Annotated in this window: 23 protein-coding genes and 1 tRNA gene; 23 read left to right on the top strand and 1 reads right to left on the bottom strand. The window is 51.0% G+C overall.

The window, feature by feature from the left end:
• Nucleotides 1–65: 65 nt before the first annotated feature.
• From ACNA05_RS02695 to ACNA05_RS02625, 15 genes are all read left to right on the top strand, one after another.
• Entirely contained in the window at nucleotides 66–446 is a 381-nt protein-coding gene (locus ACNA05_RS02695) for a hypothetical protein (protein ID WP_415809836.1), read from the top strand.
• A gap of 51 nt (nucleotides 447–497) precedes the next feature.
• Nucleotides 498–1055: a hypothetical protein gene (locus tag ACNA05_RS02690; RefSeq protein ID WP_415809835.1), complete on the top strand. Its 558-nt coding sequence runs from the start codon at nucleotides 498–500 to the stop codon at nucleotides 1053–1055.
• 136 nt (nucleotides 1056–1191) lie between these two features.
• The gene (ileS, locus tag ACNA05_RS02685) at nucleotides 1192–4170 is read left to right on the top strand and encodes an isoleucine--tRNA ligase (RefSeq protein WP_415809834.1); all 2979 of its coding nucleotides are present in this window, start codon (nucleotides 1192–1194) and stop codon (nucleotides 4168–4170) included.
• A 1002-nt stretch (nucleotides 4171–5172) separates the two neighbouring features.
• Nucleotides 5173–5646, top strand: coding sequence for a hypothetical protein (locus ACNA05_RS02680; protein WP_415809833.1), 474 nt, complete (start codon nucleotides 5173–5175; stop codon nucleotides 5644–5646).
• 76 nt (nucleotides 5647–5722) lie between these two features.
• Nucleotides 5723–6091: a BlaI/MecI/CopY family transcriptional regulator gene (locus tag ACNA05_RS02675; protein WP_415809832.1), complete on the top strand. Its 369-nt coding sequence runs from the start codon at nucleotides 5723–5725 to the stop codon at nucleotides 6089–6091.
• Nucleotides 6088–7032, top strand: coding sequence for a M56 family metallopeptidase (locus ACNA05_RS02670; RefSeq protein WP_415809831.1), 945 nt, complete (start codon nucleotides 6088–6090; stop codon nucleotides 7030–7032). The genes ACNA05_RS02675 and ACNA05_RS02670 overlap by 4 nt, the downstream gene beginning before the upstream one ends.
• The gene (locus ACNA05_RS02665) at nucleotides 7016–8098 is read left to right on the top strand and encodes a hypothetical protein (protein WP_415809830.1); all 1083 of its coding nucleotides are present in this window, start codon (nucleotides 7016–7018) and stop codon (nucleotides 8096–8098) included. Before ACNA05_RS02670 ends, ACNA05_RS02665 begins: the two co-directional genes overlap by 17 nt.
• Nucleotides 8099–8210: 112 nt before the next feature.
• A complete protein-coding gene (locus tag ACNA05_RS02660; protein WP_415809829.1) occupies nucleotides 8211–9644 on the top strand; it encodes a Do family serine endopeptidase in 1434 nt (477 codons plus the stop codon).
• 3 nt (nucleotides 9645–9647) lie between these two features.
• A complete protein-coding gene (locus ACNA05_RS02655; RefSeq protein ID WP_415810107.1) occupies nucleotides 9648–10952 on the top strand; it encodes a replication-associated recombination protein A in 1305 nt (434 codons plus the stop codon).
• Between the two features lie 84 nt (nucleotides 10953–11036).
• A complete protein-coding gene (gene crcB / locus ACNA05_RS02650) occupies nucleotides 11037–11423 on the top strand; it encodes a fluoride efflux transporter CrcB (protein ID WP_415809828.1) in 387 nt (128 codons plus the stop codon).
• Nucleotides 11393–12409: an RluA family pseudouridine synthase gene (locus tag ACNA05_RS02645; protein WP_415809827.1), complete on the top strand. Its 1017-nt coding sequence runs from the start codon at nucleotides 11393–11395 to the stop codon at nucleotides 12407–12409. Before crcB ends, ACNA05_RS02645 begins: the two co-directional genes overlap by 31 nt.
• On the top strand, nucleotides 12409–13098 hold the full coding sequence (locus ACNA05_RS02640) for an ATP12 family chaperone protein (protein ID WP_415809826.1): 690 nt from the start codon (nucleotides 12409–12411) through the stop codon (nucleotides 13096–13098). The genes ACNA05_RS02645 and ACNA05_RS02640 overlap by 1 nt, the downstream gene beginning before the upstream one ends.
• A 2-nt stretch (nucleotides 13099–13100) precedes the next feature.
• Nucleotides 13101–14939, top strand: coding sequence for a monovalent cation:proton antiporter-2 (CPA2) family protein (locus ACNA05_RS02635; RefSeq protein ID WP_415809825.1), 1839 nt, complete (start codon nucleotides 13101–13103; stop codon nucleotides 14937–14939).
• 54 nt (nucleotides 14940–14993) lie between these two features.
• The gene (locus ACNA05_RS02630) at nucleotides 14994–15503 is read left to right on the top strand and encodes a DUF805 domain-containing protein (protein WP_415809824.1); all 510 of its coding nucleotides are present in this window, start codon (nucleotides 14994–14996) and stop codon (nucleotides 15501–15503) included.
• 72 nt (nucleotides 15504–15575) lie between these two features.
• Nucleotides 15576–16085: a DUF805 domain-containing protein gene (locus tag ACNA05_RS02625; protein ID WP_415809823.1), complete on the top strand. Its 510-nt coding sequence runs from the start codon at nucleotides 15576–15578 to the stop codon at nucleotides 16083–16085.
• 48 nt (nucleotides 16086–16133) lie between these two features.
• On the opposite strand, the gene lipB is transcribed toward ACNA05_RS02625, so the two are convergent.
• Nucleotides 16134–16802 carry a lipoyl(octanoyl) transferase LipB gene (gene lipB, locus ACNA05_RS02620; protein WP_415809822.1) on the bottom strand — a complete coding sequence of 223 codons (669 nt, stop codon included), beginning with the start codon at nucleotides 16800–16802 and terminating at the stop codon, nucleotides 16134–16136.
• A gap of 150 nt (nucleotides 16803–16952) precedes the next feature.
• Between lipB and ACNA05_RS02615 the strand changes: the two genes are divergently transcribed.
• From ACNA05_RS02615 to ACNA05_RS02580, 8 genes are all read left to right on the top strand, one after another.
• Nucleotides 16953–17039 (top strand) — tRNA-Leu (locus ACNA05_RS02615).
• 140 nt (nucleotides 17040–17179) lie between these two features.
• On the top strand, nucleotides 17180–17530 hold the full coding sequence (locus tag ACNA05_RS02610) for an integrase arm-type DNA-binding domain-containing protein (protein ID WP_415809821.1): 351 nt from the start codon (nucleotides 17180–17182) through the stop codon (nucleotides 17528–17530).
• A 132-nt stretch (nucleotides 17531–17662) separates the two neighbouring features.
• Nucleotides 17663–18337, top strand: a complete 675-nt coding sequence (locus ACNA05_RS02605; protein ID WP_415809820.1) for a type 1 glutamine amidotransferase domain-containing protein — start codon at nucleotides 17663–17665, stop codon at nucleotides 18335–18337.
• A 143-nt stretch (nucleotides 18338–18480) separates the two neighbouring features.
• Nucleotides 18481–19077, top strand: coding sequence for an SDR family oxidoreductase (locus tag ACNA05_RS02600; RefSeq protein WP_415809819.1), 597 nt, complete (start codon nucleotides 18481–18483; stop codon nucleotides 19075–19077).
• Nucleotides 19078–19672: 595 nt separating this feature from the next.
• Nucleotides 19673–20314 carry an ImuA family protein gene (locus ACNA05_RS02595; RefSeq protein WP_415809818.1) on the top strand — a complete coding sequence of 214 codons (642 nt, stop codon included), beginning with the start codon at nucleotides 19673–19675 and terminating at the stop codon, nucleotides 20312–20314.
• Nucleotides 20271–21758 carry a Y-family DNA polymerase gene (locus ACNA05_RS02590; RefSeq protein ID WP_415809817.1) on the top strand — a complete coding sequence of 496 codons (1488 nt, stop codon included), beginning with the start codon at nucleotides 20271–20273 and terminating at the stop codon, nucleotides 21756–21758. The genes ACNA05_RS02595 and ACNA05_RS02590 overlap by 44 nt, the downstream gene beginning before the upstream one ends.
• A complete protein-coding gene (locus ACNA05_RS02585) occupies nucleotides 21755–25027 on the top strand; it encodes an error-prone DNA polymerase (RefSeq protein WP_415809816.1) in 3273 nt (1090 codons plus the stop codon). The genes ACNA05_RS02590 and ACNA05_RS02585 overlap by 4 nt, the downstream gene beginning before the upstream one ends.
• A gap of 353 nt (nucleotides 25028–25380) precedes the next feature.
• The gene (locus ACNA05_RS02580; RefSeq protein WP_415809815.1) at nucleotides 25381–25644 is read left to right on the top strand and encodes a DUF4212 domain-containing protein; all 264 of its coding nucleotides are present in this window, start codon (nucleotides 25381–25383) and stop codon (nucleotides 25642–25644) included.

Here is a 25644-nt window from a genome sequence, read left to right as displayed (position 1 = left end):
TAGGAAATAAGCCCGCGCTGTAATGGCTCATCGCGCCGAGCCTTCATTTGCGTTATAATCACCGCATGACCCCAGAGCTTCTCCGACGTGATTGGCTGTCTTTACGCTACTGGCTAACACGCTGCGTGCTGCCCAGCGCCGCCATTTTGATTGGGATATTGCTCCTGTTTCGGGGGCTGACAGATAACGCCGCGGATTTGAACCAAAACGCCCTCATCGTCGGGTTTTTCTCTCTCTATTTTGTATTTGTGCGGGGCGGGCATCTCTTAATGGTTCGGAGTCTGCACGCCGAATTGCTCAAGAAATATCCCGAAGGCTACGCCGAAAAGCTCGGCTATATCCCGCGCGGGCAGATTCGGCGCCGCAATGTCGGGTTTACTCTGGCGCGGATTAAGCGCGAACTCATGCTGGAAGAACGAAAGAAAAAGTCTAAACGGCTCGGTTGAAAACGGATTTTGCGCGCTTGACTTCGTCCTCCTCTGTGGCAATTCAAATTCATGACCGCTCCGGATAAACCCCCGACGACGCATCTCACACAAAAGTGGGAAGAGATAACAGCCTTGTTTAAAACGCGTTCTGCTTTCCGGCCGCATAAATATTGGGGCATGGGTCTGACGTCCCGCTTGGATATAAACCGGGTCACTCTCCTGCGGCAGACGAAACAGGCTCTGAAACTCAAAGCAATTTTGAATGATTTACCCAATCGGGATGTGAAAGCGCTCCGGACGTTTGCGGCTATAAATCAGGAACAAGCCACGGCCGGATTTCGCGTGACCATGGTGACGAATGTAACTGTTCCGGTTGGTTTTCTGGCTCTTTTACATCAACTTTCCCCCGAAGGGCTGGGCGCTTTAATTGCCGCCATATATGCGAACGAACTGTTATTTATGGGGATTCTAGGGGGAATTGTTGCGACGCTCGTTATTGGTATATCGCTCTTTGCGCTTTCAACCCTCAGTCAGGCGCGGGACATACGCCACCTGATCGATTTACACGCAGCAGAGCGCGGGATTTACTTCGGTCTGGAAGACATGGAGGAGCTAAGTCTCACCTAGACGACTTAAGTCCGGTGTGATAGGCGAAAACCATGTTTAAACGGGTTATGACAATACGAATTATTTGCCCGGTACGCTAAAGGCGTGCCGGGAAATTCCACCCGATTTTTAACGCCCTATTTTATCCGAGACATCCATGACTGATTCAACTGAGACGACCCGCGATTACCGCGAGACGTTATTCCTGCCAAAAACCGATTTTCCTATGCGGGCGAGCCTGCCCAAACGCGAACCTGATTGGATTGCGCGCTGGAACGAGATAGGCCTTTACAAAAAACAACGCGGAGCCGAAAATGCCAAGGGGCCCTATACGCTTCATGACGGTCCGCCCTATGCCAATGGGCATATTCATATGGGCACGGCGCTTAATAAAATCCTCAAGGATATCGTCAATCGCTCTCATCAAATGCTCGGCCATGACGCAAATTATGTTCCGGGCTGGGATTGTCACGGCCTTCCGATTGAGTGGAAAGTTGAAGAGGAATTCCGCGGGAAGGGCCGCCAGAAAGAGGACATCCCGGGATCTGAATTTCGCACCCGTTGCCGCGAATACGCCGCCGAATGGCTCGACGTTCAGCGCGAAGAGTTTAAACGCCTCGGCGTCATCGGCGATTGGGACAATCCTTATAAAACCATGAATTTCGAGAGCGAGTCCATTATCTGCGGAGAGCTTTTAAAAATCGCCGGAACAGGTCAGCTCTATCGCGGCTCTAAACCTATCATGTGGTCCCCGGTCGAACAGACCGCACTCGCTGAAGCCGAAGTTGAATATCAGCATAAGAAGGCGACACAGATCTATGTGAAGTTTCCGGTGCGGAAAGCGGCCACCGTAAATTATGTTGTGAAGGGCACGGCTGCGGATAAACTCGAGGAAGAGATCCTCGCATTACAAGGCGCATCCATTGTCATCTGGACAACCACGCCTTGGACAATTCCTGCCAACCGCGCGATTAGTTTTTCGAGCGAAATCACTTATGGCCTCTATGAAGTGGAAGAGCTCGCCGAGAGCGAGTTTGAGCCTTGGTCCAGCCCCGGGGATAAACTCCTCGTCGCGGATGACCTTTGGGAAGACGTCGCAAAAGCCGGTCTGATCTCCAAGTCAAAACGCCTTCAAGACGTGCATAACCGTCTGCTGACAGGGATGCTTTGCGATCACCCGCTCAAAGACATGGAAGGCGCCGAAGGTAAATTTGATTATGCTGTTCCGTTGTTGAGCGGCTCTCATGTCACGTCAGACGCCGGTACGGGCTTTGTCCATACGGCGCCGAGCCATGGTGAGGATGATTACGGAATCTGGGTTTCCAACCAAAAAATGCTTGAAGAGATAGGCGTTGACCCGGTTGTTCCGATGACGCTCGATGATGCGGGATGCTACACCAATGTCATGCCGGCCCGTTTGCAAGGTCTCGACGTTATCCGCACTTCCGGCAAGAAACGCGGACAGGACGGCAAAGCCAATGCAGAAGTCATCAAAGCCTTGATGGAAACAGGCAATATCATGGCGCGCGGTATCATGATGCTCCGCGACGCGCATAGCTGGCGCTCCAAAGCCCCCGTTATCCGCCGCGCCACGCCGCAATGGTTTATCTCCATGTCCAAAGATGGCCTGCGCGACAAGGCATTGGAAGCGATTGACGATACCGCCTTTTGGCCGGACCGCGGCCGCAACCGTATCGGCACCATGGTCGCCGACCGCCCAGACTGGTTGATTTCCCGGCAGAGAAACTGGGGCGTTCCGATTACGCTTATCGTGGATAAGGACGGAAAGCTTCACACAGAACGGAATGACGCCGACGCTATTAATTCCCGTATTCTCGCCAAGGTGGAAGAGCAGGGCGTGGATGGCTGGTTCGACACGCCTCTCGAAGAGTTCATGCCAGAGGACAATGAGGGCTGGGAAAAGGTCACAGATATTCTGGATGTCTGGTTTGATTCCGGCTCCACTCATGCCTTTTGTTTGAAACGCCGCGACGATTTGCCGGACCGCGCTGACCTTTATCTTGAAGGGTCAGACCAACATCGCGGTTGGTTCCAGAGCTCGCTCATGGAAAGCTGCGCAATCTACGGCGAAGCGCCCTATAAAGGCGTGTTGACCCACGGCTTTGTCGTGGATGAAAAGGGCTTTAAAATGTCGAAATCGCTCGGCAATACAATGAGTCCGGAAGATATTTCCAAACAATATGGCGCAGAAATCATGCGCATCTGGACGGCCAGTTCCGATTGGGCAAATGATCTGAAAATCGGCAAGGAAATCATCCAGACGAGCGCGGATGCTTACCGCAAACTTCGGAATACGCTGCGTTATATGATCGGCGCGCTGGACGGTTTCGATGGCTCTGACACAGTGGAACACGCCGATATGCCGGCGCTCGAAAAATGGGTACTGCATCGTCTGTCTGAAATCACGGCAGAGCATGAAGGCTGGGTTCGTAATCACGATCACAAAAAAATCTTCAGTACTCTATTTAATTTCTGCACGGTGGATTTGTCAGCCTTTTATTTCGATATTCGGAAAGACGCGCTCTATTGCGACCCTCTGAATAGCACCCGCCGACGCGCCTGCCGCACGGTCATGAATGAAATTTTCCAGCGCCTGACAACATGGCTCGCGCCGATCATGAGCTTCACCATGGAAGAGGTCTGGCAAGCAAGGCATCCGTCCGAAGACGGCTCTGTGCATTTGGAGCTGTTCCGAAGCTGTCCGGATGAGTGGAGGAATGAGGATTTGGCATCGCATATCCAAGCTGTTCGCGATTTCAGAGTAAAAGCCCAGGAAGCGATTGAGCCTTTGCGGAGAGAGGGCGTTATTAAATCTTCTCTCGACGCTTCGGTAAAGGCAGCAGAGGCCGGCCTTTCAGGTCCAATGAAAGCGCTCGGAGTCACGGATGACAATATATATGCAAACCCAAGCGACCCACGGGATTGCTTGGCGGATTATTTAATTGTCAGCCATTGCGAGCTCAGCGCAAGCCAGGACGACGGCAGTCTGTCTGTCTCCGATTTGAAAGACGCTGAAGGCTATAAGAAATGCGAACGCAGCTGGAAATATTTCCAAGGCGAAGGCGAAATTACGCCAAGAGACGCCGCCGCTGTTGCGTTATTTGATAAGGGGTAGCTAAAAAGAGACTCCCTCCACCGCCGGGGCGGGGGAGGTGGCCCCGAAGGGGTCGGAGGGGGTAGGCGAAGCGTTAAAGTGGAAAGAATCTTTAGGCAGCGCAGACGCGCTGCACCCCCTCCGTCCTATCGGACACCTCCCCCGCTTTCGCGGTGGAGGAAAAACAATCCATGTTTATTTTTCGCTATCCCCTTGTTTCATAAATCTAATTAAAAACTCCGTCCTCACCCTACAAATCCATGATATTCTAAGCTCGTTCTTCTGAACACGGACAGGAACGCGTCAGGTTCTGGTTCAGGGGACAGCGAGGTTGAGCATCGGGTGGTGACACATCTGATTGTGCCGGGCCTGGTGGAATGTGTTAGCCTGCCGTACCGTGCAGTGTCGGGCTGAAATAAACCCGGTGAGCGCGACTGTCGGAGACGCGCAATGTCCGTAATCAATCCGGGGGATTGATTACAATGCAGCGCCGACACCGAAGGTGGCGGATAGTTGCAGTACATAAGTAATATCCTCGCATCCTCACTAACCCCGCTGCGCGGTGCCGCGTTCGGATGGTCAAGGCCGTTCCATTAGAAAATCGCTGCCGCAGAGCTTTAGCTACCTGCGAAACATTTTTATATTTTTCGGTCTCCGGTAGGAGCCGAAGCTCTGCGGGCTGTCCACTTTATTGGAAACCCTGAGAAAGGCTCTGCACTGGATTGCGAGTCGGACGAAAGGTGTGGGTGATGCACAATTCAGAAATTGCGGTTGCATCCTCACTAACCCCGCTTCGCGGTGCCGCGTTCGAATGATCAAATGGCAAGTGGGTGAAAGCGCATGAGCGATGCACAATTTGAATTTATCCTGTCATTCCGCAGAGCGCACGCATTTTCGCTTAGCTACGTGCGGAACTGACAGAAATAGAGTGAAACCCTTTCACGCGCCTAACTGTATTGAGTGACTAGGAACGGGCCGGGCTTTTGCTATTATCCCGGAACGGAACAAGGAGGTGTGATCAAGATGAAAGCTATTTTCTTATCTGCCTTAATGAGCGCCGCTCTGTTTGGAGCGGGCGAAGCGGCGGCGCAGTCCCCAAATAGCAGCCCTGTCTTGCTCATAGAGTCTCTTCCCTCGGATAACCCTGATTACCGCCGCATGATCTTGGTGAAATATCTTTCTGGCCCGAAAGTGAGTGTAGCTTACAAAGCTTATACAAGATCAGAATTCGCACAGATTGCCGACGAAACCCCTCCTGAAACCATCGCCAAATGTCAGGCCGGCGCGGCGGCGACTTTGGCTGAAATCGAAAATTTCCAAGAGGTCGAAACCAGACGAGAAGCGCAAGGTGAGCCTCCGGCGGCCACAAGGTTTTGTATTAAAAACGTCCCGGACTGGGAAGCGACCGGCCGCGATAGATACCTTGATCCGATATTTCTTGGACTTCCTTACGCCGCCGTTTTAAAAACTGAGTCCAAAAGCCTGTCCGGAAATTAATTTGCGGCGTCAAATTTTCTATTGACCACAAATGTAATCAACCTTATCGATTACAAACGTAATTGATAGGGAAGTTATGGCTCAGCGGATATCACAATCTGAACTCGACATTATGAACGTCCTTTGGGAAAAAAGCCCAATGGCCGCGAGCGATGTTGTCGAACGATTGGACAATGATAAAGACTGGAGCAGTCGAACGGTTAAGACGCTCCTCTCGCGTCTGGTCGAAAAGGGCGCCTTGTCCACTGAGGCCGATGGCCGGCGTTATTTATATACGCCGCTGATTGCCAAAGAAACCTACGCCTCTCACGCCGCCAAAAGTCTGTCGGAGCGTTTATTTGGCGGTCGCGCTGCGCCGCTCGTGGCACATCTCGCTCAAGGAGACGGCTTGAGCGATACCGATATTCAAGAGCTTGAAGCCCTTCTGGCGAGGTTAAAAAAATGACCTTGGCAGATGTGGCAGATTGGGGGTTGCAGACGGGGCTGGTAGTCAGTTTCTTGATCGGACTGGTGCTGATTATCCGGCGCCCGTTTGCGCGCTATTTTGGGGCGGGGGCGGCCTATGCTCTTTGGTTGCTGCCCGCTTTACGCCTCCTTATGCCAACCGTGACCGTGCCATTTCTGCGCCGTCCCGCGCCGGAAAACTTTGAACCACTGGGCCCAACGTCGGAACCGGTCTTTCGCAACATGCCGTCCGAGACTCTGCCAACCTTTACCGTAGACCCGAACACTTTCGCAGAGACGTCTTCGCATATGTCCATCCCTTCAATCTGGACCGTTATTACCGTTATCTGGCTGAGCGTCGCAATCATATGGTTCGGATTTCAGCTTGTTCGGCAACGCGTTTTCATGGCGCATATGCGGACAAACTCGACCCCTGTTTCTGACCAACTCTCGTCAAACATTAAGAGCGCCGGAGAGGTGACAGGCCTACGCAGGCTCCCGACTATTCGGTTGAGCCGCGCCGTCTCGGGCCCGATGGTGACGGGTTTGACCCGCCCTCTGATATTGCTGCCGCAGGATTTTGAATCTCGGTTTAATCGTCAGCAACAGATTTTCGCCCTCGTGCATGAGATGTCGCATATCAAACGCGGCGATCTCTGGGTCGCTCTTATTGTGCTCGGCTTTCGCGCGCTGTTCTTGCCTAATCCGCTAGTCCATTACGCGGCAAACAAAATGCGCATTGATCAAGAGGCTGCTTGCGACGCAGCGGTTGTCGCCAGAACAGGCGGAGGCGACGCCACCCATTCCTACGCGCAGACACTGGTCCACGCAGCAAGAACATCGACACAGTCCGGTCAACAATCCCCTCTCGGCCTAGCTTTGTATGAGCCAGATCCGATGGAAGATTTTTCAAAAGGAGACAAAAATGACGAAATGGTTTGATTTGGGTATGTCCCACCCCTTGGCGCTGGGCATGGCCCACCCGTTAGCGGATCGACTGGAAACTTTGGCGAGCCCGAAAGTGAGTAACACATGGGCAAAGGGGGCAACAGCCGCGTTGATCCTCGGCGTCGCGACGATATCAGCCCCGCTGACAATCGCCGAGAGCCATCCGGAAAATACGCTCGAAGACACCGTGGTGACGACGAACAGCAACAAATCTGTAATTAAAATTCACAAAACCGATGATGACGGCAACGAAATCAAGAAGCACTATGAAATCGAAATCAATGGCGATGAATTCGAAGCTTACGAATTTGACGAAGATGGAAACAAGCGGAAGGTCGAGGCCTCCGAGATTGAGGGTTTTAATCTTGAAGACGCCAAGAAATCCAAGTCTTGGGCATTTTCAGTTGGAGAGGACAATCAGCTAAAATTTAATTCCGGAAAACATATTGCCTTGGGCTCAAAAGGTCAGGTCAGGATGTTACGGTTTCCGGAATTGGCGAAGTTGGAAAATCTGAAGAGATTGGAAGGGTTGAAAGTACTTTCGAATTTGGAAGACCTGGAATCGCTTTCTGACCTGGAAGGTTTAGAGGCATCGGAAAAACTCAAAATCGAGAAAATGCTCGAAAGGGTCGAGAGCCTGGACGAATTAAAAGCGCTGGAGTCCGAGCATGCCAAGGTGTTCGTTTGGAACGGCGAAATGCCCGAACCACCGGAGCCTCCTCTTCCGCCGGGGTTTAAAAATGAAGACGGAGATGTATCGGTGGCTCGGAGTTTTATCTTTTCCGACAGTAAGTTGCTGGACGGGAAAGCGCCTCTCCATCTCAAAATGAATGATAAGAACCGCTTTTTCATAACGGACGGAGAGGGGCAAATGGCGGAAGCTAAATTGGCCGCCGCCAAGACCATGCTCGAGTCTGTGGAGTCTATGCTCAAGGATATTGATAGTCTGGAGGACTCGGAACAAGAGCTGAAACAAACTCGCAAAGAGCTTACAAAAGCGCGAAAAGCTTTGGAGGACGCGCAGCTGCGTTTAAAAAACAAAGAAAAAGCCAGCGAGTAAATTACGAATTACTGTTTAAAGGCAAATTGAATTTACATCTGGAACTTAAATAATTCCTCATAAATGCGGGCGGGGCTTGGTTATTGCCAAGGTCCGTCCTATTTGTATGAGCATGAAAAAGACATTTCTCTCTCTTCTCGCAAGTGCTTGCGTCATTGCCCCTGGATTGTTCGGAAGTGCGGCACAAGCCCAGTTCCTAGACGGCCCACCTGAACGGATTGTTCCGGAGTCGCAATTACAGGTTCAATTGTCCTACGCCCCTGTCGTCAAGCAAACGGCTCCGGCAGTCGTTAATGTGTATACGTCTCGGACCGTGAGAACGCGTAGCGGCGCCGATTTTTTTGAACGTATGTTTGGAATGCAGCGCGCGCCGCAGGAACGAGTAGAGAGCTCTTTGGGGTCAGGCGTAATCGTTCGCTCGAACGGGATAATTGTTACCAACGCCCACGTCGTCAAAGGCGCGGATGAGTTGAAAGTCGTTTTGAATGACCGACGGGAATTCCCGGCCGAGATTGTGGCTCAGGATGAAGAAATTGATGTTGCGGTCTTGAGGGTTGAAACAAATGGAGAGCGCCTTCCAGCGCTCGCGATACAAAGCCAAAGTGATGATCTTGAAATTGGGGATATTGTTCTGGCCATTGGGAACCCCTTCGGTGTCGGGCAAACCGTGACGAGCGGTATAGTTTCGGCTTTGGGGCGAACAAATGTGACCGATTTATCTTCGTTTATTCAAACAGATGCTGCCGTGAATCCGGGAAATTCAGGCGGAGCTCTGGTTGATCTTTCCGGCGAACTTGTCGGGGTAAATACGGCGATATTTTCTCGTTCTGGTGGGTCTAATGGGATCGGCTTTGCAATCCCGTCAGAACTTGTCAGCCGGGCTGTAGACAGCGCGCTCTCCGAAGGGCGAATTGTTCGTCCGTGGATTGGCGCGCGTACAAATGCTGTGGATGCGACCATGGCCTCCGCTTTGGGGTTGGATCGTTCAAAAGGCGCGGTCATAAATGAAATTTTGCCGCAAGGCCCTGCCGATAGAGCCGGGCTTGAAAAAGGCGACGTTATTCTTTCCGTGGACGGCACCCCGATAAATGATGATAGCGGTCTTCGGTTTAAGCTTGCGACGCTGCGTAAAGGCGAAGAGGTGGCCATTCGCTATTTCCGGGAAGGTTCAGAGCGGACAGTGAATGTTGAAACTGATATTCCGCAGGAATCGCCCGAAAGAGACGAGCGTAAAATTCAAGGTATGAACCCATTTGATGGGGCCACCATCGTAAATATGAGCCCAGCACTTGGAGAAGAGCTTGGCTTTGACCCCTTTATTTCGGGTGTCATGGTTTTGAAAATCGAACGCGGTAGCGCGGCGAATTATAACCGCCTAAGACCAGGTGATTTTCTGATTGGGTTAAATGACGAAGACATTACTTCAACCCGGCAGTTTGAATCGCTTCTCGAGACGGTTGAGGCTGACGAAGGGTGGAAGCTGTCTATCGACCGCAATGGCCGAATTGGCGTTCTTCCGACCCGATATCTCCCGCGCGAGCCATAAGTTATCTCCGATTTATTTTCATCTGCGGGTTTAGAAAAAGCGGCGCCGCGCCCGCTCGCGGATCAATTGCGCCCTGTGACCCTGTCCGAAGTTATTGGGCAGGACCATCTACTCTCCAAAGAGGCGCCACTTGCTCGAATGCTCGCCAGTGGACGGCTCAGCTCCCTTATTTTATGGGGGCCGCCCGGCGTTGGAAAGACGACGCTGGCCCGTATCATCGCCGATCATGCCGATATGGAATTTGTCCAGCTCTCGGCCGTTTTCTCAGGCGTTGCGGATTTACGCAAAGTCTTTGAAGCGGCAAAAGCGCGGAGAAGTACAGGACGCGGAACGCTTCTTTTTGTCGACGAAATCCACCGCTTTAACAAAGCTCAGCAAGATGGATTTCTTCCTTATGTGGAGAATGGCACGATTACGCTAATCGGCGCGACCACTGAAAATCCAAGTTTTGAACTCAATAGCGCCTTGCTTTCCAGAGCCCAAGTTTATGTATTAAAACGTCTCGACAAGGACGCGATTGACGGGCTGCTGAAACGGGCCGAAACGCATTTAAATAAATCACTGCCTGTTACGGAAGAGGGGCGGCAAGCTCTTAGAGATATGGCCGATGGCGACGGCCGTTATGCGTTAAGTCTTGCTGAGATTTTATTTGATTATTCCGGCCAGACTGAATTTGACGAAAAGGGCGTCGCCCAAATACTCCAAAAGCGGCGCGCCCACTACGACAAGGGCGGCGAACAGCACTATAACTTAATTTCTGCTCTACATAAATCGGTAAGGGGGTCTGACCCTGATGCCGCTCTATATTGGCTGGCGAGAATGCTCTCAAGCGGCGAGGATCCGATTTATATTGCTCGGCGTCTCGTGAGGATGGCAAGTGAAGATATCGGTCTTGCTGACACTTCGGCGCTTCCGGCGGCGATGGCGTCCCTTTCCGCCTATCAGCTTCTTGGTACGCCGGAAGGCGAATTAGCTCTGGCGCAAACCGTGGTGCATCTAGCGTCCGCGCCAAAATCCAATGCGGTTTATTCGGCGTTCAAGGCCGCTCAAAGACTGGCGAATGAGACGGGCTCACTTTCACCGCCGGCCCATATTCTGAACGCGCCGACGGCGCTCATGAAAGATTTGGGGTATGGAGACGGTTATCAGTATGACCCGGATACACCCGAAGGCTTTTCCGGGCAGGATTATTTTCCGGATGGGATGGGACGTGTGGATATCTATAACCCAAAGGGCGACGGAAATGAGAGTGACATTAAAAACCGCCTAACCAAATGGCGGGATATTCGAAAAGCAAAGTCAGGATAATTAGGGAATTCTGCTGAGAACAAAAATTCCTTTTCTTTGCCATTCATAGCGCAGGCGTCTATGTGAAAGTCATGAGAGTTCACCATGTATAATTTATTCCTGGTCGCGCTTGGCGGGGCGATGGGCGCGAGTGGCCGTTATGGTTTATCTGCGTTTAGTTTGCGCCAGTTTGGACCGGGCTTTCCTATGGGCACGTTGGCGGCCAATATTATCGGCAGCGCCGCCATGGGCCTCTTGGTCGGGTGGTTAGCTTTTCGCGGTGCGGAAAATGCTCAGAGCATTAGATTGTTTTTGGGTGTTGGCCTACTTGGTGGATTCACAACGTTTAGCGCGTTTTCTCTCGAGAGTTATTTGATGCTCGAGAAAAAAGCTTTCGGAGCCTTTTTAGGGTATATTGGCGCTTCCTTTTTTATCTCCATCGCCGCCTTGGCTCTGGGGTTATGGATTTCTCGTATGGTGTTTTCGTCATGAGTGGTGTGCATAATTTGACTGTTCCCGAAACGGATGAAGGTTCGCGCCTGGATCGTTGGTTCAAAAAACAGTTTCCGCATGTCCCACATGGTCGTGTTGAAAAACTTCTGCGGACAGGCCAAATTCGTGTGGACGCCAAACGCGCGAAAGGCAATTTACGGCTTGAGGCGGGCCAGACTATTCGCGTCCCGCCTCTGCCGGATCCGTCCGACATGAGCGAGACACCGCCCGTCAATAAAGACGATAAGAAGTTTATACGCAGTCTCGTGATCTATGAAGATAACGATTTGATCGCGTTGAATAAACCGACAGGCATAGCCGTTCAGGGCGGATCAAAAACCACCCGCCATATCGACGGAATGTTACCGGCATTGGGGGAAGGGTGCCGATTGGTGCACCGTCTTGACCGCGACACGTCAGGGGTTCTTTTGATTGCAAAGTCAGTTAATAGCGCAAAATGGGCCGGGCGAGCCTTTCAGAGCCGGAGGGCGCAGAAAATCTATTGGGGCATCACAAATGGCGTCCCTCAACCCAAATCTGGGGAGATCAAAGGCTATATGGCTAAAGGCCGATTGGACAACCGATTTGGCAATGTTCATGAAGGCAAGGAGTTGATGGTTCCTGTTCGCCACGGCGCGGACGGCGGTAAACACGCGAAAACGCTTTATGACGTGAAAGCGCAAGCGGGACAAAAAGCGGCTTGGGTTATTATGATGCCTCTCACCGGACGCACACACCAACTCCGCCTCCACATGCAGCTTCTCGGCGCGCCTATTGCAGGAGATCCAAAATATATGACAGACAGGCCGCTGCCGGGCGGCATTGAGACATCTTTGCATCTTCATGCGCGGTCACTGACAATTCCGCGCGACGGCAAACCAGACCTATCTTTCCAAGCGCCTTTACCGGAGCATATGGAAAACGCCTTTAAAATGCTCGGCTTCAACCCGGAAAATGACGACGTCGATTGGGACGAACTAAGCTAATGGCTAATCGTTTCTATAAATCCGTTTCGACGCGAGAAATAAGCGGTCGTTTTCATGTCCTTCTTGACGAACGCGTCTTAAAAACTCCGGGAAAAATGGCGTTCTGTCTTCCGACAGAGCTTCTCGCAAAGGCGGTCGCGAAAGAATGGGACGCGCAAACAGATAAAATCGAGCCCGCAAAAATGCCGGTAACGCGGCTTTTGAACGTGGCGTTGGAGCAAACACCTTCGCGACGTCCAGAACTGTTGGAAGAAGCAAAACGTTACACCAGTACAGATTTGCTTTGCTACCGCGCGCCCGAGCCCCGCATACTAGTTGAGCGGCAATCAGAAGGATGGGATGGATGGCTTGCTTGGGCAAAATCCAGAGGTGTTGACCTCGTCTCAACTCAGTCCTTGATTGCCACGGTTCAGCCAGAGAGCGCGTATGATTCTATCGCCGCTTATGCAGAAGGTTTGGACGATATCCGCCTCACACTTTTCATGCATTTCACAGCTGTTTTTGGATCGGTCGTTTTGGCGATGGCGGTCATTGAAAAGGCTTTGACTGCCGGGGAGGCTTTTGACCTTTCGCGCTTAGATATCCTTTACCAAAATGAACTTTGGGGAGAAGATGAAGAGGCGGCCGAAATCGCTAGAGATCTTCGGAATGAAACTGTCAGTCTCGGGACTGTTTTGGACCTCTTATAGATATGGACGGCAATCTTCTTCTTTCCGTTTTTGTTTTCTTGTCTGCGGCCTGTATTTTGGTGCCAATTTCAAAACTTTCAGGATTAGGTTCCGTGATTGGGTATCTGATTGCGGGCGTTATTATTGGCCCTCATATTTTGGGGGCGATCAACGATCCAGAGACCATCCTTCATTTTTCCGAATTCGGCGTCGTGATGATGCTTTTCTTAATCGGGCTCGAGCTAAAGCCTCGACAGCTCTGGAATATGCGATTGCGGCTCATTGGGTTGGGCGGCTTGCAAGTTGGTTTGACAACTCTGTTAATGACAGGGGCCGCCTATTATTTGGGTCGCCCCCTCGGAGAAGCAATTGTTATCGGAATGGCGTTATCCCTGTCATCCACGGCTATTTCGCTGCAAATTATGCAAGACCGACGAATGATGCGGGAGACGGCTGGGCAGTCCGGCTTTTCGGTTCTCCTATTTCAAGATGTCATCGTAATAGTCATGATTGCCGCCTTACCGTTCTTGGCGCTGATGAGCGGGTTTAGCCCCGAGGTCGCTGACACACATAGCGGCGAACATTATAGGCCCGAAGGGATTTGGCTTGCGGCATCTATCATTGGTGTTTTTACCGGGATGATTGTTGCGGGGCGGCTACTCTTACGCCCGATCTTCCGATTAATTGCTAAGAGCAAGGTCCGGGAAACCTTCACCGCTATGGCGCTACTACTTGTAATTGGCGCTGCCTTGTTGATGGAATGGCTTGGCCTGTCCGCGGCGTTGGGGGCTTTTATTGCCGGGGTAGTGCTGGCTGACTCTGAGTACCGTCATCAATTGGAACGCGATATCGAGCCATTTAAAGCTTTGTTGCTTGGCCTATTTTTTATCTCGGTTGGAATGTCGTTGAATTTCGTAACTCTCGGCGAACAACCCGTCACGATCGTCGCAATCGTCGTAGGCCTTCTATGTTTGAAATTTGCAGTTCTCTATTTGATTGGGACCATATTTAAATTGGTTCAGTCGAGCCGCGTCATATTTGCAGCGCTACTTTGTCAGGCAGGGGAGTTTGGTTTTGTGTTATTCCAGTTCGCGGCGCAAGAAGGCGCTCTTTCTTCGGAAATGGGCGAAATACTGACGGCTGTCATCGCGATAACCATGGCTCTGACGCCGCTTATAATTTTGTTCTATGACAAAGTTTTGTCGCCGCGATTTACTGTTCAGTCCCTGACTGGGGAGTCTCCGTTGAATGAACACAACCCTGTCCTAATTCTTGGATTTGGACGGGTAGGGCAATTAGCGGGACGCTTGCTTCAAACCCAAAATATAGGCGCCACAATCATAGACAATGACGGGGATCATATTGAATTGCTCAAGCAATTCGGTCATCGAGTTTATTATGGTGACACATCAGACGTTGAAATACTGAGAATTGCCGGAGCTGCAGAAGCGAAGGTAATAATTATTGCCATGGACGATAGCGACAAAGTGACCAAAGCGGTTCAAGAAATAAAAGAACATTTCCCCGAAGCAAAAATTATTGCTCGCGCTAGAAACCGGACGCATCTTTTTGATCTTTTGGCAGAAGACGTGGACTTCGCTGAACGAGAAACAGCGCGCAGTAGTCTCGCCATGGGACGCAAAGCGCTTACCTATTTAGGATTCTCGGAAGAAAAGGCGATGCAGCTATCGGATAAATTCCTGGAGATGGACTTTGAGTTGGCGATGGAAGCCTTCGAACACCGTTCCGATATGGACGCGTTGATTTCGAGGGCTAAAAGCGGTCATGAGCTACTCAAAGATACCTTGTCCGGGGATGTTCTTTATCAATCACAAGCGGACGATGATGGTAACAATGTGTAAGCCGCGACAGTTTTTGCGCTTGATATTTGCGGCCGCGCCCATCAGGAGACGGCCATGATAAAACTTTTTCTCTCTCCGGCGGGCCGAATGGGGCGTCGCAATTTTTGGATTGGCGTTGCCGGCTTTATTCTATTCTGTACTGGTGCCTATTATTTATTAGATGCAATGACCAATTCGATGTCATATTTTTGGATATTTTTGATTGTTTTAGTTCTGCTATTTCAGATGCTTTATTCAGTTTGCGGGAAGAGATTGCATGACATTGGCTACAGTTATTGGCCCTTAACAGGGATGATAGTTTTAATTTTCGTAATTCTAATTGTCGTGATGTTGTTTAACGGTGGAGCAGAATATTTCTCGGAGTTCTCTAATTTTCAACGGAAGGAAGATATAGATCCTGTAGTTAGAGAGGCCATAATCAAAGAATATCAAATGAAAATGAAACCTGCTGAAACTATTGCTAAATATCTAATCTTAAGTCTCTGGGCGGCTTTCACACTTTGGCTTGGCGTCGCCAAGCCGCAAGCGGATGCAAACAAATACGGGCCAGTTATCTCCGGATAATTTCCAAAATAGCTTGATTTTTTTTAATTCTCTGCCACTCTCTTATTGTTAAACAACAAGAGGGGGAGTTTTATGGGTAATTTATTGTTTTCACCGTCAGGGCGTGTTGGGCCAACCCCCTTCATGAAAGGCGCGACAATCCTAATCGTTATCGGGTTTATATTGTCAATTTTGCCTGCACTCAGTGCAGCCCTAGGCATGTTGGGAATTATCGGTATTGTTTTATGGTGGTGTTGGATCGTGTTATGGATCAAACGATACCATGATGGCGGAAAGTCCGGATGGATGTGTCTTGTGCCGATCATCGTCTTTATCGTAGCGTCAATTGTTATCAGTCTGGTTTTGCAGCCTATGTTCATTGATCCGGAATTCGCAGCGAGATCCGAAGAAGCGGCAGCATCGGGTGATTTGGGCGCGGTTATGGAAATGGCGATGTCCGGGGGCGGCGTTTCTAAAGCCGGGATATTTATCCTTGCCCTTGTAAACGCTGTTGTCGCTTATCTTGTGGCTTTCGTTTTCAACAATATGATCAAAAGCGATCCGCATGACAACCAATTCGGTCCGGCTACGCCTAGCATGTAGTCCTGCCGAAAAATAAAAATGAAACCGTCCTTTCATAGGGCGGTTTTTTTATGCTTGCTTTTCAATCGGGCTGAAGAGCCTTGCAAAATGTTTTTCAAGCGCCTGATCTAGATCAGACAGTGTTGCGGTCTTGCCCAAATCCTGCAGGCTCGTCACCCCGTGTTCTGTAATGCCGCAAGGCACAATTCCGCCGAAATGGGATAGATCCGGGTTCAGGTTGATCGAGATGCCGTGGAAGCTCACCCATTTTTTTAGCCGCACTCCTATGGCGGCAATTTTTTCCTCGCGGCCGTCTTCCCGAACCACCCAGACACCGACACGACCGCAGCGCCGCTCGGCCTTCACGTCAAACTCTGCGAGGGTATCGATAATCCACTGCTCCAGAGTGCGAACAAAGACAGAGACATCCCGTCCGCGTTTTCTTAGATCCAACATGACATAGCCAACGCGTTGCCCCGGCCCGTGATAGGTATATTGGCCGCCCCGCCCTGTTTCGAAGACATCAAACCGATTGGCATCGACTAGGTCGCTGGGGTCGGCGCTCGTTCCCGCCGTGTAAAGCGGCGGATGTTGCAATAACCAGACCTCTTCTTGCGCGCCCTCTACGGCAACTTGAAGTGCCTTGTTTTTCATATAGTCATGCGCCGCGGGATAGGGCGTGAGCCCGTCACTTACGCGCCATTGAACCGGGGAGGGGCTGTATATCTTCATCGTCATGACCGGGCTATGCCACAAAAGCTACTAATTTAACCAATTAAAAATCAGCTTGGAATAGCACTCCAAGCGTCTTGGTGAAAATCTGAAATTGCCTGTCGATAAGGCTTTTCTTTTCAATAAAGCGCCGCTATACGGCGCTTTCCTCGATGTGCGGCTGTGGCGGAATTGGTAGACGCGCAGCGTTGAGGTCGCTGTCCGGTAACACGGGTGGAAGTTCGAGTCTTCTCAGCCGCACCAATTGGAAATTCACAACAGGTTAGGTAAAGTCAGGGGTGGACATCCTTTCCCCATTAAACCTGCGTTTTCTGCGTATTGAATACACTGAGGATGACACAGCTTGACGCAGATTTGGTAGGCCGAGTGGTAGGCCGAGACTGATGGCTGGGACTCTTAACACATTGACCGCCTGTCGGGCGAAGGCCCTTACGACGCCCGGTCGACATAGTGACGGCGGAGGCCTGCAGCTGCGTATTCGCCCGTCTGGCTCTAAAAGCTGGGTGTTTAATTATCGAGAGAACGACCGGCGGCGTGATTATGGCTTGGGCGGCTTTGATACTCTCACCCTGGCGCAAGCCAGAGAGAAAGCGGCCGCATGCCGCGCAGCCGTAGCGGAGGGGCACCCTCCAGCCAGAGCCTCCACCTCGACGGAGAGCGTAACGTTCCGTGAAGCCGCCGAGCGCTATATGAAAATCAGAGACCTCAATTGGCAGTCTGAGAAGACGTCTTAATAATGGTGGAAAAAGTTACTCAGATTGGAACAAGCGCTAGCCGCTTTCGTTAATGTGTTTCGCTGCGGAGCGTTCGGCAAGCGGGGTTGTCCGGCTAAACAGCTAAGTCCGCACCTGAATAAGGAAAATTCAATGAAGATTCTGATGATTTTAACGTCACATGATAAGCTCGGTGACACAGGCAAAAAAACTGGTTTCTGGCTGGAGGAATTTGCAGCGCCGTACTACGTATTTGCTGATGCGGGCGCGCAGATCACGTTGGCCTCACCAAAGGGCGGGCAGCCACCTCTTGATCCGTCAAGTGATACCGATGATGCCCAGACCGACGCAACCAAGCGTTTTAAAGCCGATGAAGCTGCGCAGAAGGCGCTGGCCAATACTGATGTTCTCTCGACTATAAAGGCTGATGAATTTGACGCCATATTCTACCCCGGAGGACACGGTCCGCTGTGGGATTTGGCCGAAGACCTAGATAGTACAGCACTTCTAGAAGCCTTCGCAGCTGCAGACCGTCCTATCGGCGCTGTTTGTCATGCGCCGGCGGTGTTTAAGCATCCCAAGGGTAAGGACGGTAAACCGCTTGTGTCCGGCAAGCGCGTGACTGGGTTCACGAATACCGAGGAAGAAGGTGTCGGCCTAACGGATGTTGTGCCTTTTCTTGTCGAAGATATGCTTATTAGCAAAGGCGGAGATTACTCTAAAGGCGATGATTGGGCCTCGTTCGTGGTCGTGGATGGAAAGCTCGTAACGGGGCAAAATCCTGCCTCATCCGAGGAAGCCGCGCGCAAACTGCTCGACCTACTATAAACCGCTTGCTGACAGGTGTCTGCGCGGTTGATCGAAGTCCGCAAGGTTGCCGAGAATGTTAGCCTTGACCTCAAAACTATGCGGCCCGTCTCTGATGGGCTGAGTCGTGCAAAACCCAAGATAAATTGAAAATGGAGTCTACCATGAAAATCCTTGTCGCTGGTGCAACCGGAAATACCGGGCTACGCTTAGTCAAAAAACTGAAGGCTAATGGCCATACCCCTATAGCGTTAGTACGCCAGTCTTCGGACACCTCTGCTCTCGGCGCTGATGTCAAACTTCGTCAAGGCGATCTCACTGATCTTCAGGACGGGGTTTGTGACGGATGCGACGCAGTTATTTTTGCTGCGGGCTCGGGTGGTTCAACTGGTCCTGAGATGACCGATAAAGTGGATCGCGATGGTGCAAAACGGTTGATTGATCTTGCTACTAAGGCAGATGTCTCGCGGTTCGTGATGCTTAGCAGCGTCGGCGCCGGCAATCCAGATCCGGACAGCGAGCTCGCACATTATCTTCAAGCAAAGCACGAGGCTGATGAGTATCTGAAGGCCTCTGGTCTGGATTTCGTCATCGTCCGTCCAGTTAGTTTGACTGAGGACGATGGCACGAATGACATTCGTTTCGGAGACGATGTGGATCCAAAGGGAAAGGCCGCACGAGGCGACGTAGCCGACGTTCTAGCCCGCGCCGCGGATGACACAGACTGGGTTGGAAAAACATTTCTTATGGAGTCTTTGTAAGAGAGTTCTTTTACGGTGGAGGCAAGTGCTTGACGCGCCCAATTCCCACTTCGGGTTTAATGTTCAGTGCTCGAACAATTCATCCCCTTTTCCTAAGGACTTGCTCATCACAAAGAGGCAACGGATCTTTGCAATAACATGAAATTCAACTTGCTCACAGTCCCTTCCGATTAGAACTGGTCAAACCTACAGTGTGGTCCTTCATGCACCTATTTCGTTAAACTTAAAAAGTGGAGAACAGCAGGAGGGTTTCAAATGTCAAAAGCGTGAGAGGCCAAAATCCTGCTCGCCGCTTCTTAAGGGATTCGCGGGAAGATTGAAGCTGACACAAACCGACATCAGTTTGGCGGACTTAATTTTGGGTCTGGCTTGTTAATTTGTGAAAGAATAACCGGCGGTGCGATCTTGGCCGGATGGCTTCAATATTCGTATTTAGAAGCAAGCTAAAGGAATAGTGATGGTGAGGCATTTGACCGAATAGGGCGCATTTCTGAAATTGTTCTTGTAAGGCGAATAAACTGTCCACATGGAAAATTAGGACTAAATTCCTTAGCTCTTGACTCTCTGCGAGCGTTTAGAACAAAATAGGAACATAATGTCTGTCACTCATCTTATAAACCGTCCTGACATAGGGACGTTTGCATCTATCCGCTTGCGCGTTCGAGAAGAGCTTTGCTTGGCGGGGCCTATTGCTCTGGAAAAAGGACGTGTTCATGAGGTGACCGGGGGGAGCGCCGATATGTTTGCCGTTTTGGCGGCGTCTCGCTTGCGGGGCCAAATCATATGGATCGGTCGGTCCCGAGAAATCAACTCGCTCTCACCAACGGGTTTACAGAACTTCATCGATCCCGCCCGGTTGATCTTGATTGAATGCATTAGTCGTAAAGAAGTGCTCTGGGCAGCAGAGCAAAGTTTACGTGCCTCCGGCACGCAATGCGTTGTAATCGAGATTTCAAGCGGGCCGAATTTACGAGAGTCCCGCCGTTTGCAAATCGCCTCGGAAGAAGGCGGCGGAATAGGTCTGGTTTTAGCGAGTGGTCGCGTTCAGACTTCTGCTTGCGAAACACGCTGGCATTGCGAGCCCTCCAAAGCAGGACCAAATATATGGGTCTGGTCTCTTACTAAAAACAGGAAAGGTGAACTCGGGGCGTGGCGTGTGCAGTGGAGTAATCCTTTAAAAAGGGGAGGGGCATATGAGACGGGTGTTATACATCTGGCTGCCGCAACTGCCGCTTGACTTGCGAATTCGCAAACAGGATCCGCGTCTGGAGGCGCCATTTGCGATCATATCAGAAATAAAGAATGCATGGCGAATTACCCATTTAAATGAGACGGGAAAACAGGCGGGCCTAACCCCTGGGTTGTCTTTACCCGATGCCCGGGCGATTTGCCCAACCTTATTAACGGAACCCTCTGATAGAACGCGCGAAGACGCTTTGTTGCGGGCGCTTTGGCGATGGGCCGATACGCTCTCCCCTTGGGTCTCACCTGACCCGCCGGACGGCTTGTTTTTAGATATTACAGGATGCGCTCATTTGTTTGGCGGGGAAAAGGAAATGGGAGAATTTGCCCAAACCCGGCTCAGTGATATGCAGATAACGTCAAATATCGGGATCGCGGACACCAAAACTGCTGCGTGGGCCTTAGCGCGGTACTGCTCAACAGATATTCAGATAGCAAGAGCGGGGCAAACCAAAGAAGCTCTCTCCCACGTTCCTTTGGAAGGGCTCCGTCTAGAGCCAAAATTAAGCTCCGATTTACGTCGGACGGGTCTAAAAACAATTGGTCAGCTTTCGGATATAAAATCTGCAGAGCTATCGAGACGATTTGGATTGAGCCTGACAAAATCGTTATCAACCGCTTTGGGATATGCTCCCGACCCTGTTTCACCGAAGTCTGCCGATACTCTTTATGCCGCGCGTATGACCCTCCCCGACCCTATCGGGTTTAAAGATGATTTAAAGCACGTTTTAGAACGTCTGACGGCATCCGTCTGTAAGCGACTTGAGGCGGATGCCAAAGGTGCGCGGCGTTACTATTTGACGGTGCGTTGTGTAGATACAGGAGACCATACGCTTCAAATTGGTTTTGCGCGGCCGAGCTATGAGCAAGCAGCGATTATGCAGCAATTTGAACGTCCATTAGAGGAATTAAAAATAGAGTTCGGAGCAGACTGGTTCCGGCTTAAAGCCGCGCATATTGAACCCATTCAGCCTTTTCAAATCAGTCTCGATCAACACAAGCAAGCCGAAGATGACACTTCCCGAGTTATTTCGACTTTGGGTAACCGGTTGGGATTTGATCGGGTCCGCCAGTTTATGCCCGTTCAAAGTCATTTGCCGGAACGTGAGTTTGTTCAAGTGGAGGCGATTGACCGCCGGGAAGTTGTTATTTGGCACGCTGCCCCGAGAGAGCGCCCAATAAGACTTTTCAACCAACCTGAAAGGTTAGTGATTTTAGAGCCAGGCCGTCCACCAAAGCGGTTTCAGTGGCGGAAGTCTGTCTACTCAACCTATAAAGCCAAAGGTCCCGAACGGCTTTCGAGTGAATGGTGGCAGGAGGGCGGGGGAGCGGTGCGAGATTACTGGCAGGTTCAAACAGAGAGCGGCCCCCGTTTCTGGTTGTTGACTTATCCGGGTTCAGACGAACCGGTCTGGTATTTTGCAGGTCGGTTCCCATGAGTTATGCCGAGCTGAATTGTATCTCTAATTTCACATTTCTGAAGGGAGCCTCACATGCGGAGGAATTAATTATTCGTGCGAGCGAGCTTGGTCTGTCCGCTATTGCAATTGCAGATACAAATACCTTTGCGGGAATTGTACGCGGACATGCGGCTGCGCAAGAAGTGGGTCTGACCTATGTCGTCGCGGTGCGTTTGATATTGCGTGACGGAGCGGAAATTGTCGCCTATTCCAAAACCCGCAAAGGCTATGGAAATTTGTGTCGCTTACTAACATTGGGAAAACGGCGCGCCGCGAAAGGGGAATGTAATCTGGACATTTCCGATGTGTTAGAATGGGGCGGAGAAAACCTTTTCGTTTTAATTCGAAAAACCGAGCATGCAGAGGTCATGAAAGCGGCCTTTGGGGAGGACGTTTTTTTAGGCATGACTCCCTTTTACGATGGAGATGACCAAACCCGGTTTGCGGCCCGGGCGGACCTTGCCAGAGATATGAATATCCCTTTGGTCGTTATGGGAAACGTTATCATGCATATAGGGCGGCGCAGGCGGTTGGCTGATGTGCTGTCCTGTATTCGCGAGAAAGTCAAAATTGATCAACTTGGGCGGCTCGCGCAACCCAATGCGGAAGCGCGCTTAAAGTCAGAATTTGAAATGCGGCGATTATTTCGGGACTATCCGGAAGCTCTCGCTAACACCCAACTCATCGTCTCGCGGTGTGGGTTTTCATTAGATGAGCTGAAATATGAATATCCGGATGAAGTGACTGATGGAGAAGACGCAGACACACGTTTGCGCCGCTTAACCGAGGAAGGGCTTGTCTGGAGATACCCCGACGGCGTCGCTCTGCGCATACGGGCGATGGTCGAAAAGGAACTTAAGCTCATAGCGGAATTAAACTATGCTCGCTACTTTCTGACAGTTTATGATATTGTTGCTTTTGCGCGATCCAAGAGCATTCTCTGTCAGGGGCGAGGGAGCGCGGCCAATTCTGTAGTGTGTTATGCGTTGGGAATTACCGAAGCTTCGCCGGAAACGATCTCAATGGTCTTTGAACGTTTCATTTCTGAAGTGCGCGGGGAACCACCGGATATAGATGTTGATTTCGAGCATGAGCGACGTGAAGAAGTTATTCAACATATCTATCAAAAATACGGGCGCCACCGGGCGGGTATTTGTTCGACCGTTATTCATTTTCGCAGCCGCGCCGCCATTCGCGAGGTAGGAAAGGCAATGGGGCTGTCAGAAGACGCAGTCGCGGCGCTTTCTTCTCAAGTTTGGGGCACAAATAGCCGGGGCGTTGGAGATGATCGCGTCAAAGCGGCGGGTCTCGATTCTGCCAATTCACGTCTGCGGCAGACGATAGAGCTTACGCATGAGATTATTGGTTTTCCGCGCCATTTGTCCCAGCATGTCGGAGGCTTTGTTGTCACAGCAGGACGGCTCGACGAAATGTGCCCTGTTGAAAACGCTGCGATGGAAGACCGCACAATTATTGAATGGGACAAGGACGATATTGATAAAATTGGTATGCTGAAAATAGATGTTTTGGCCTTGGGCATGCTGACTTGCATCCGAAAAGCCTTGCATTTGCTCGGAGATTGGAAGGGGGAGAATTACGCGCTTGCGACTATTCCGCAAGAAGACCCCAAGGTTTATGATATGCTGTGTGTCGCAGACTCATTGGGCGTGTTCCAGGTGGAGTCCCGCGCGCAAATGAACTTTTTGCCAAGAATGCGCCCTCGCACATTTTATGACCTCGTTATTGAAGTGGCGGTTATCCGGCCTGGCCCCATTCAAGGGGATATGGTGCATCCTTATATAAAACGCCGGCGCGGAGAGGAGGAGGTTATCTATCCTTCCGCCGCTTTAAAACCTGTCTTGGGAAAAACTTTGGGCATTCCGCTATTTCAGGAACAAGCTATGCAAATTGCGTCTGTTGCGGCGGGGTTTACCCCGTCTGAGGCTGACCAGTTACGGCGCGCGCTTGGCACAGCGAGGGGCCCGGGCACGATCCAGAAGTTCAAGGACCGATTTATAATTGGGTGCATTGAAAACGGCTATGACGAGGACTTTGCCTGTGCGGTGTTTCGTCAACTGGAAGGATTCTCAGGATATGGATTTCCTGAAAGCCATGCCGCCAGTTTTGCCCTTTTGGTGTATGTCTCCAGCTGGCTAAAGTGTCATCATCCAGAGGTGTTTTGTTGCGCCCTGCTAAACTCCCAGCCTATGGGGTTTTATGCCCCTGCGCAAATTGTTCGAGACGCGCAAGAGCACGGCGTGCCTGTGCGGCCCATTTGTGTCGAGCACAGCTATTGGGATAATATTCTGGAACCTGCCGGTAATGGCCAGCTTGCTGTGCGCTTGGGCTTTCGGCAAATAAAAGGATTTCGCGAAGAGGACGGCCATTGGCTTTCTGCCGCGCGGGGAAATGGGTACCGGTCTATTGAGGCTGTGTGGAGAAAGGCCGGGCTGGACCGAACGGCGCTTTCACGGCTTGCCCAAGCAGACGCTTTTGCAGAATATGGCATAAACCGGCGGGACGCTCTCTGGTCAGTAAAAGGATTAGGCGGCGAGAAGCCTTTGCCTTTATTCGAGAGCTTAGGGGAAGGGTTGCCGGATTTACAAGCTAACTTACCCACGATGGAATTGCGCGAACAAGTCTTTGAAGACTATATTGGAACACGCCTGACCTTGAGGGAACATCCAGTTAATTTGTTGAAAGAGGATATTGGTTCAACCCTTCCATCCAATGAATTACGCAATACAGAGGATGGGAAGCGGGTAGAGGTTGCTGGCTTGGTAATTACTCGCCAACGGCCCGGTACGGCCAGCGGGGTAATCTTTTTAACATTAGAAGACGGCACAGGTGTTTCGAACATTGTGGTTTGGCCCAATATGTTTGAGCAGTGCCGCAAAGCGGTCATGGCAGGGCGACTGCTCAAAATACGGGGGAAATTACAACGAGAGGGAATTGTTTGTCATGTGGTTGCCGATCAAATCACAGACCTCTCTTACCTCCTTGATACCTTAGGGGACGCAAACAGCGCCGGAGGGAACATTAACCCGACTCATGATAATGCCGATGAAGCCCGCAGACCCGTTCCGGCCAAAGAAAGCGTGCGCGCGGGAGAGAGAAAGCCAACAAATCCGCTGGCCCGCTCCAAAGGAGAACGGAGGAACATTAGTGGATATTACAATAGCGGCGGAGGGGCACGTCATCCACGCCAACAAGCCAATAAACTATTTCCAAGTCGCGACTTTCATTAAAGACTTCCGTAACTGGTTTGTCGTATCAAATTCCTAGTTTCCTTAAATTTGATGGTTCTGTTCTTTCCTGAATTACCCTTCTATCCGGAGTCGATTGGTTTGTGATTGCCGCTACATGCATGTTTCGGATTGGTGTGTGGAGCGTCTCGCTGAACTTGTGGGCAACTGTGACAGTGCCGCATTTACGCCCCCGGATTTTATTAGTCGAACTAGTCGAAATCGCCTCATCTTGACCGCGCAATCAGTCTGTCCAATTGCGCATGCTTTGGGGATAAGACAGTGTTAATCTCATAATTTCTTCATAGCCATCTCGTCCACGATTGCTACACTCTCCAATATAGAGGGGAAAAGATATGACGGATGATCAGATTAAGAACCGCGCACTTTATTGGCGGGCAACAAAGCAGCTCACCGTTTCCCTGCTTCTCGTTTGGTTTCTAGTGTCCTTCGGGGCCGGGATTTTGTTCCGCGAAGCGCTTGATAACTTCTCTATTGGGGGCGCGCCATTGGGGTTTTGGATGGCGCAGAACGGATCGATTTATATCTTCGTTCTTTTGATCATTATTTATTGTATTCAGATGACGCGTCTCGAACGTAAATACGGGATAAAGGGCTAA

This window comes from Litorimonas haliclonae, from assembly GCF_965138505.1.
GTDB lineage: Bacteria > Pseudomonadota > Alphaproteobacteria > Caulobacterales > Maricaulaceae > Litorimonas > Litorimonas haliclonae.
This window is presented reverse-complemented; position numbering and strand designations above follow the sequence as displayed.

Coding starts and splice junctions, on each gene's coding strand:
- ACNA05_RS02585 (WP_415809816.1), top strand. CDS start 21,755: ATGAGTTATGCCGAGCTGAATTGTATCTCTAATTTCACATTTCTGAAG.
- ACNA05_RS02645 (WP_415809827.1), top strand. CDS start 11,393: ATGGATTTCTCGTATGGTGTTTTCGTCATGAGTGGTGTGCATAATTTG.
- ACNA05_RS02600 (WP_415809819.1), top strand. CDS start 18,481: ATGAAAATCCTTGTCGCTGGTGCAACCGGAAATACCGGGCTACGCTTA.
- ACNA05_RS02665 (WP_415809830.1), top strand. CDS start 7,016: ATGACGAAATGGTTTGATTTGGGTATGTCCCACCCCTTGGCGCTGGGC.
- ileS (WP_415809834.1), top strand. CDS start 1,192: ATGACTGATTCAACTGAGACGACCCGCGATTACCGCGAGACGTTATTC.
- ACNA05_RS02640 (WP_415809826.1), top strand. CDS start 12,409: ATGGCTAATCGTTTCTATAAATCCGTTTCGACGCGAGAAATAAGCGGT.
- ACNA05_RS02670 (WP_415809831.1), top strand. CDS start 6,088: ATGACCTTGGCAGATGTGGCAGATTGGGGGTTGCAGACGGGGCTGGTA.
- lipB (WP_415809822.1), bottom strand. CDS start 16,802: ATGACGATGAAGATATACAGCCCCTCCCCGGTTCAATGGCGCGTAAGT.
- ACNA05_RS02635 (WP_415809825.1), top strand. CDS start 13,101: ATGGACGGCAATCTTCTTCTTTCCGTTTTTGTTTTCTTGTCTGCGGCC.
- ACNA05_RS02630 (WP_415809824.1), top strand. CDS start 14,994: ATGATAAAACTTTTTCTCTCTCCGGCGGGCCGAATGGGGCGTCGCAAT.
- ACNA05_RS02595 (WP_415809818.1), top strand. CDS start 19,673: ATGTCTGTCACTCATCTTATAAACCGTCCTGACATAGGGACGTTTGCA.
- ACNA05_RS02580 (WP_415809815.1), top strand. CDS start 25,381: ATGACGGATGATCAGATTAAGAACCGCGCACTTTATTGGCGGGCAACA.
- ACNA05_RS02605 (WP_415809820.1), top strand. CDS start 17,663: ATGAAGATTCTGATGATTTTAACGTCACATGATAAGCTCGGTGACACA.
- ACNA05_RS02695 (WP_415809836.1), top strand. CDS start 66: ATGACCCCAGAGCTTCTCCGACGTGATTGGCTGTCTTTACGCTACTGG.
- ACNA05_RS02690 (WP_415809835.1), top strand. CDS start 498: ATGACCGCTCCGGATAAACCCCCGACGACGCATCTCACACAAAAGTGG.
- ACNA05_RS02625 (WP_415809823.1), top strand. CDS start 15,576: ATGGGTAATTTATTGTTTTCACCGTCAGGGCGTGTTGGGCCAACCCCC.
- crcB (WP_415809828.1), top strand. CDS start 11,037: ATGTATAATTTATTCCTGGTCGCGCTTGGCGGGGCGATGGGCGCGAGT.
- ACNA05_RS02590 (WP_415809817.1), top strand. CDS start 20,271: ATGAGACGGGTGTTATACATCTGGCTGCCGCAACTGCCGCTTGACTTG.
- ACNA05_RS02675 (WP_415809832.1), top strand. CDS start 5,723: ATGGCTCAGCGGATATCACAATCTGAACTCGACATTATGAACGTCCTT.
- ACNA05_RS02610 (WP_415809821.1), top strand. CDS start 17,180: ATGGCTGGGACTCTTAACACATTGACCGCCTGTCGGGCGAAGGCCCTT.
- ACNA05_RS02660 (WP_415809829.1), top strand. CDS start 8,211: ATGAAAAAGACATTTCTCTCTCTTCTCGCAAGTGCTTGCGTCATTGCC.
- ACNA05_RS02680 (WP_415809833.1), top strand. CDS start 5,173: ATGAAAGCTATTTTCTTATCTGCCTTAATGAGCGCCGCTCTGTTTGGA.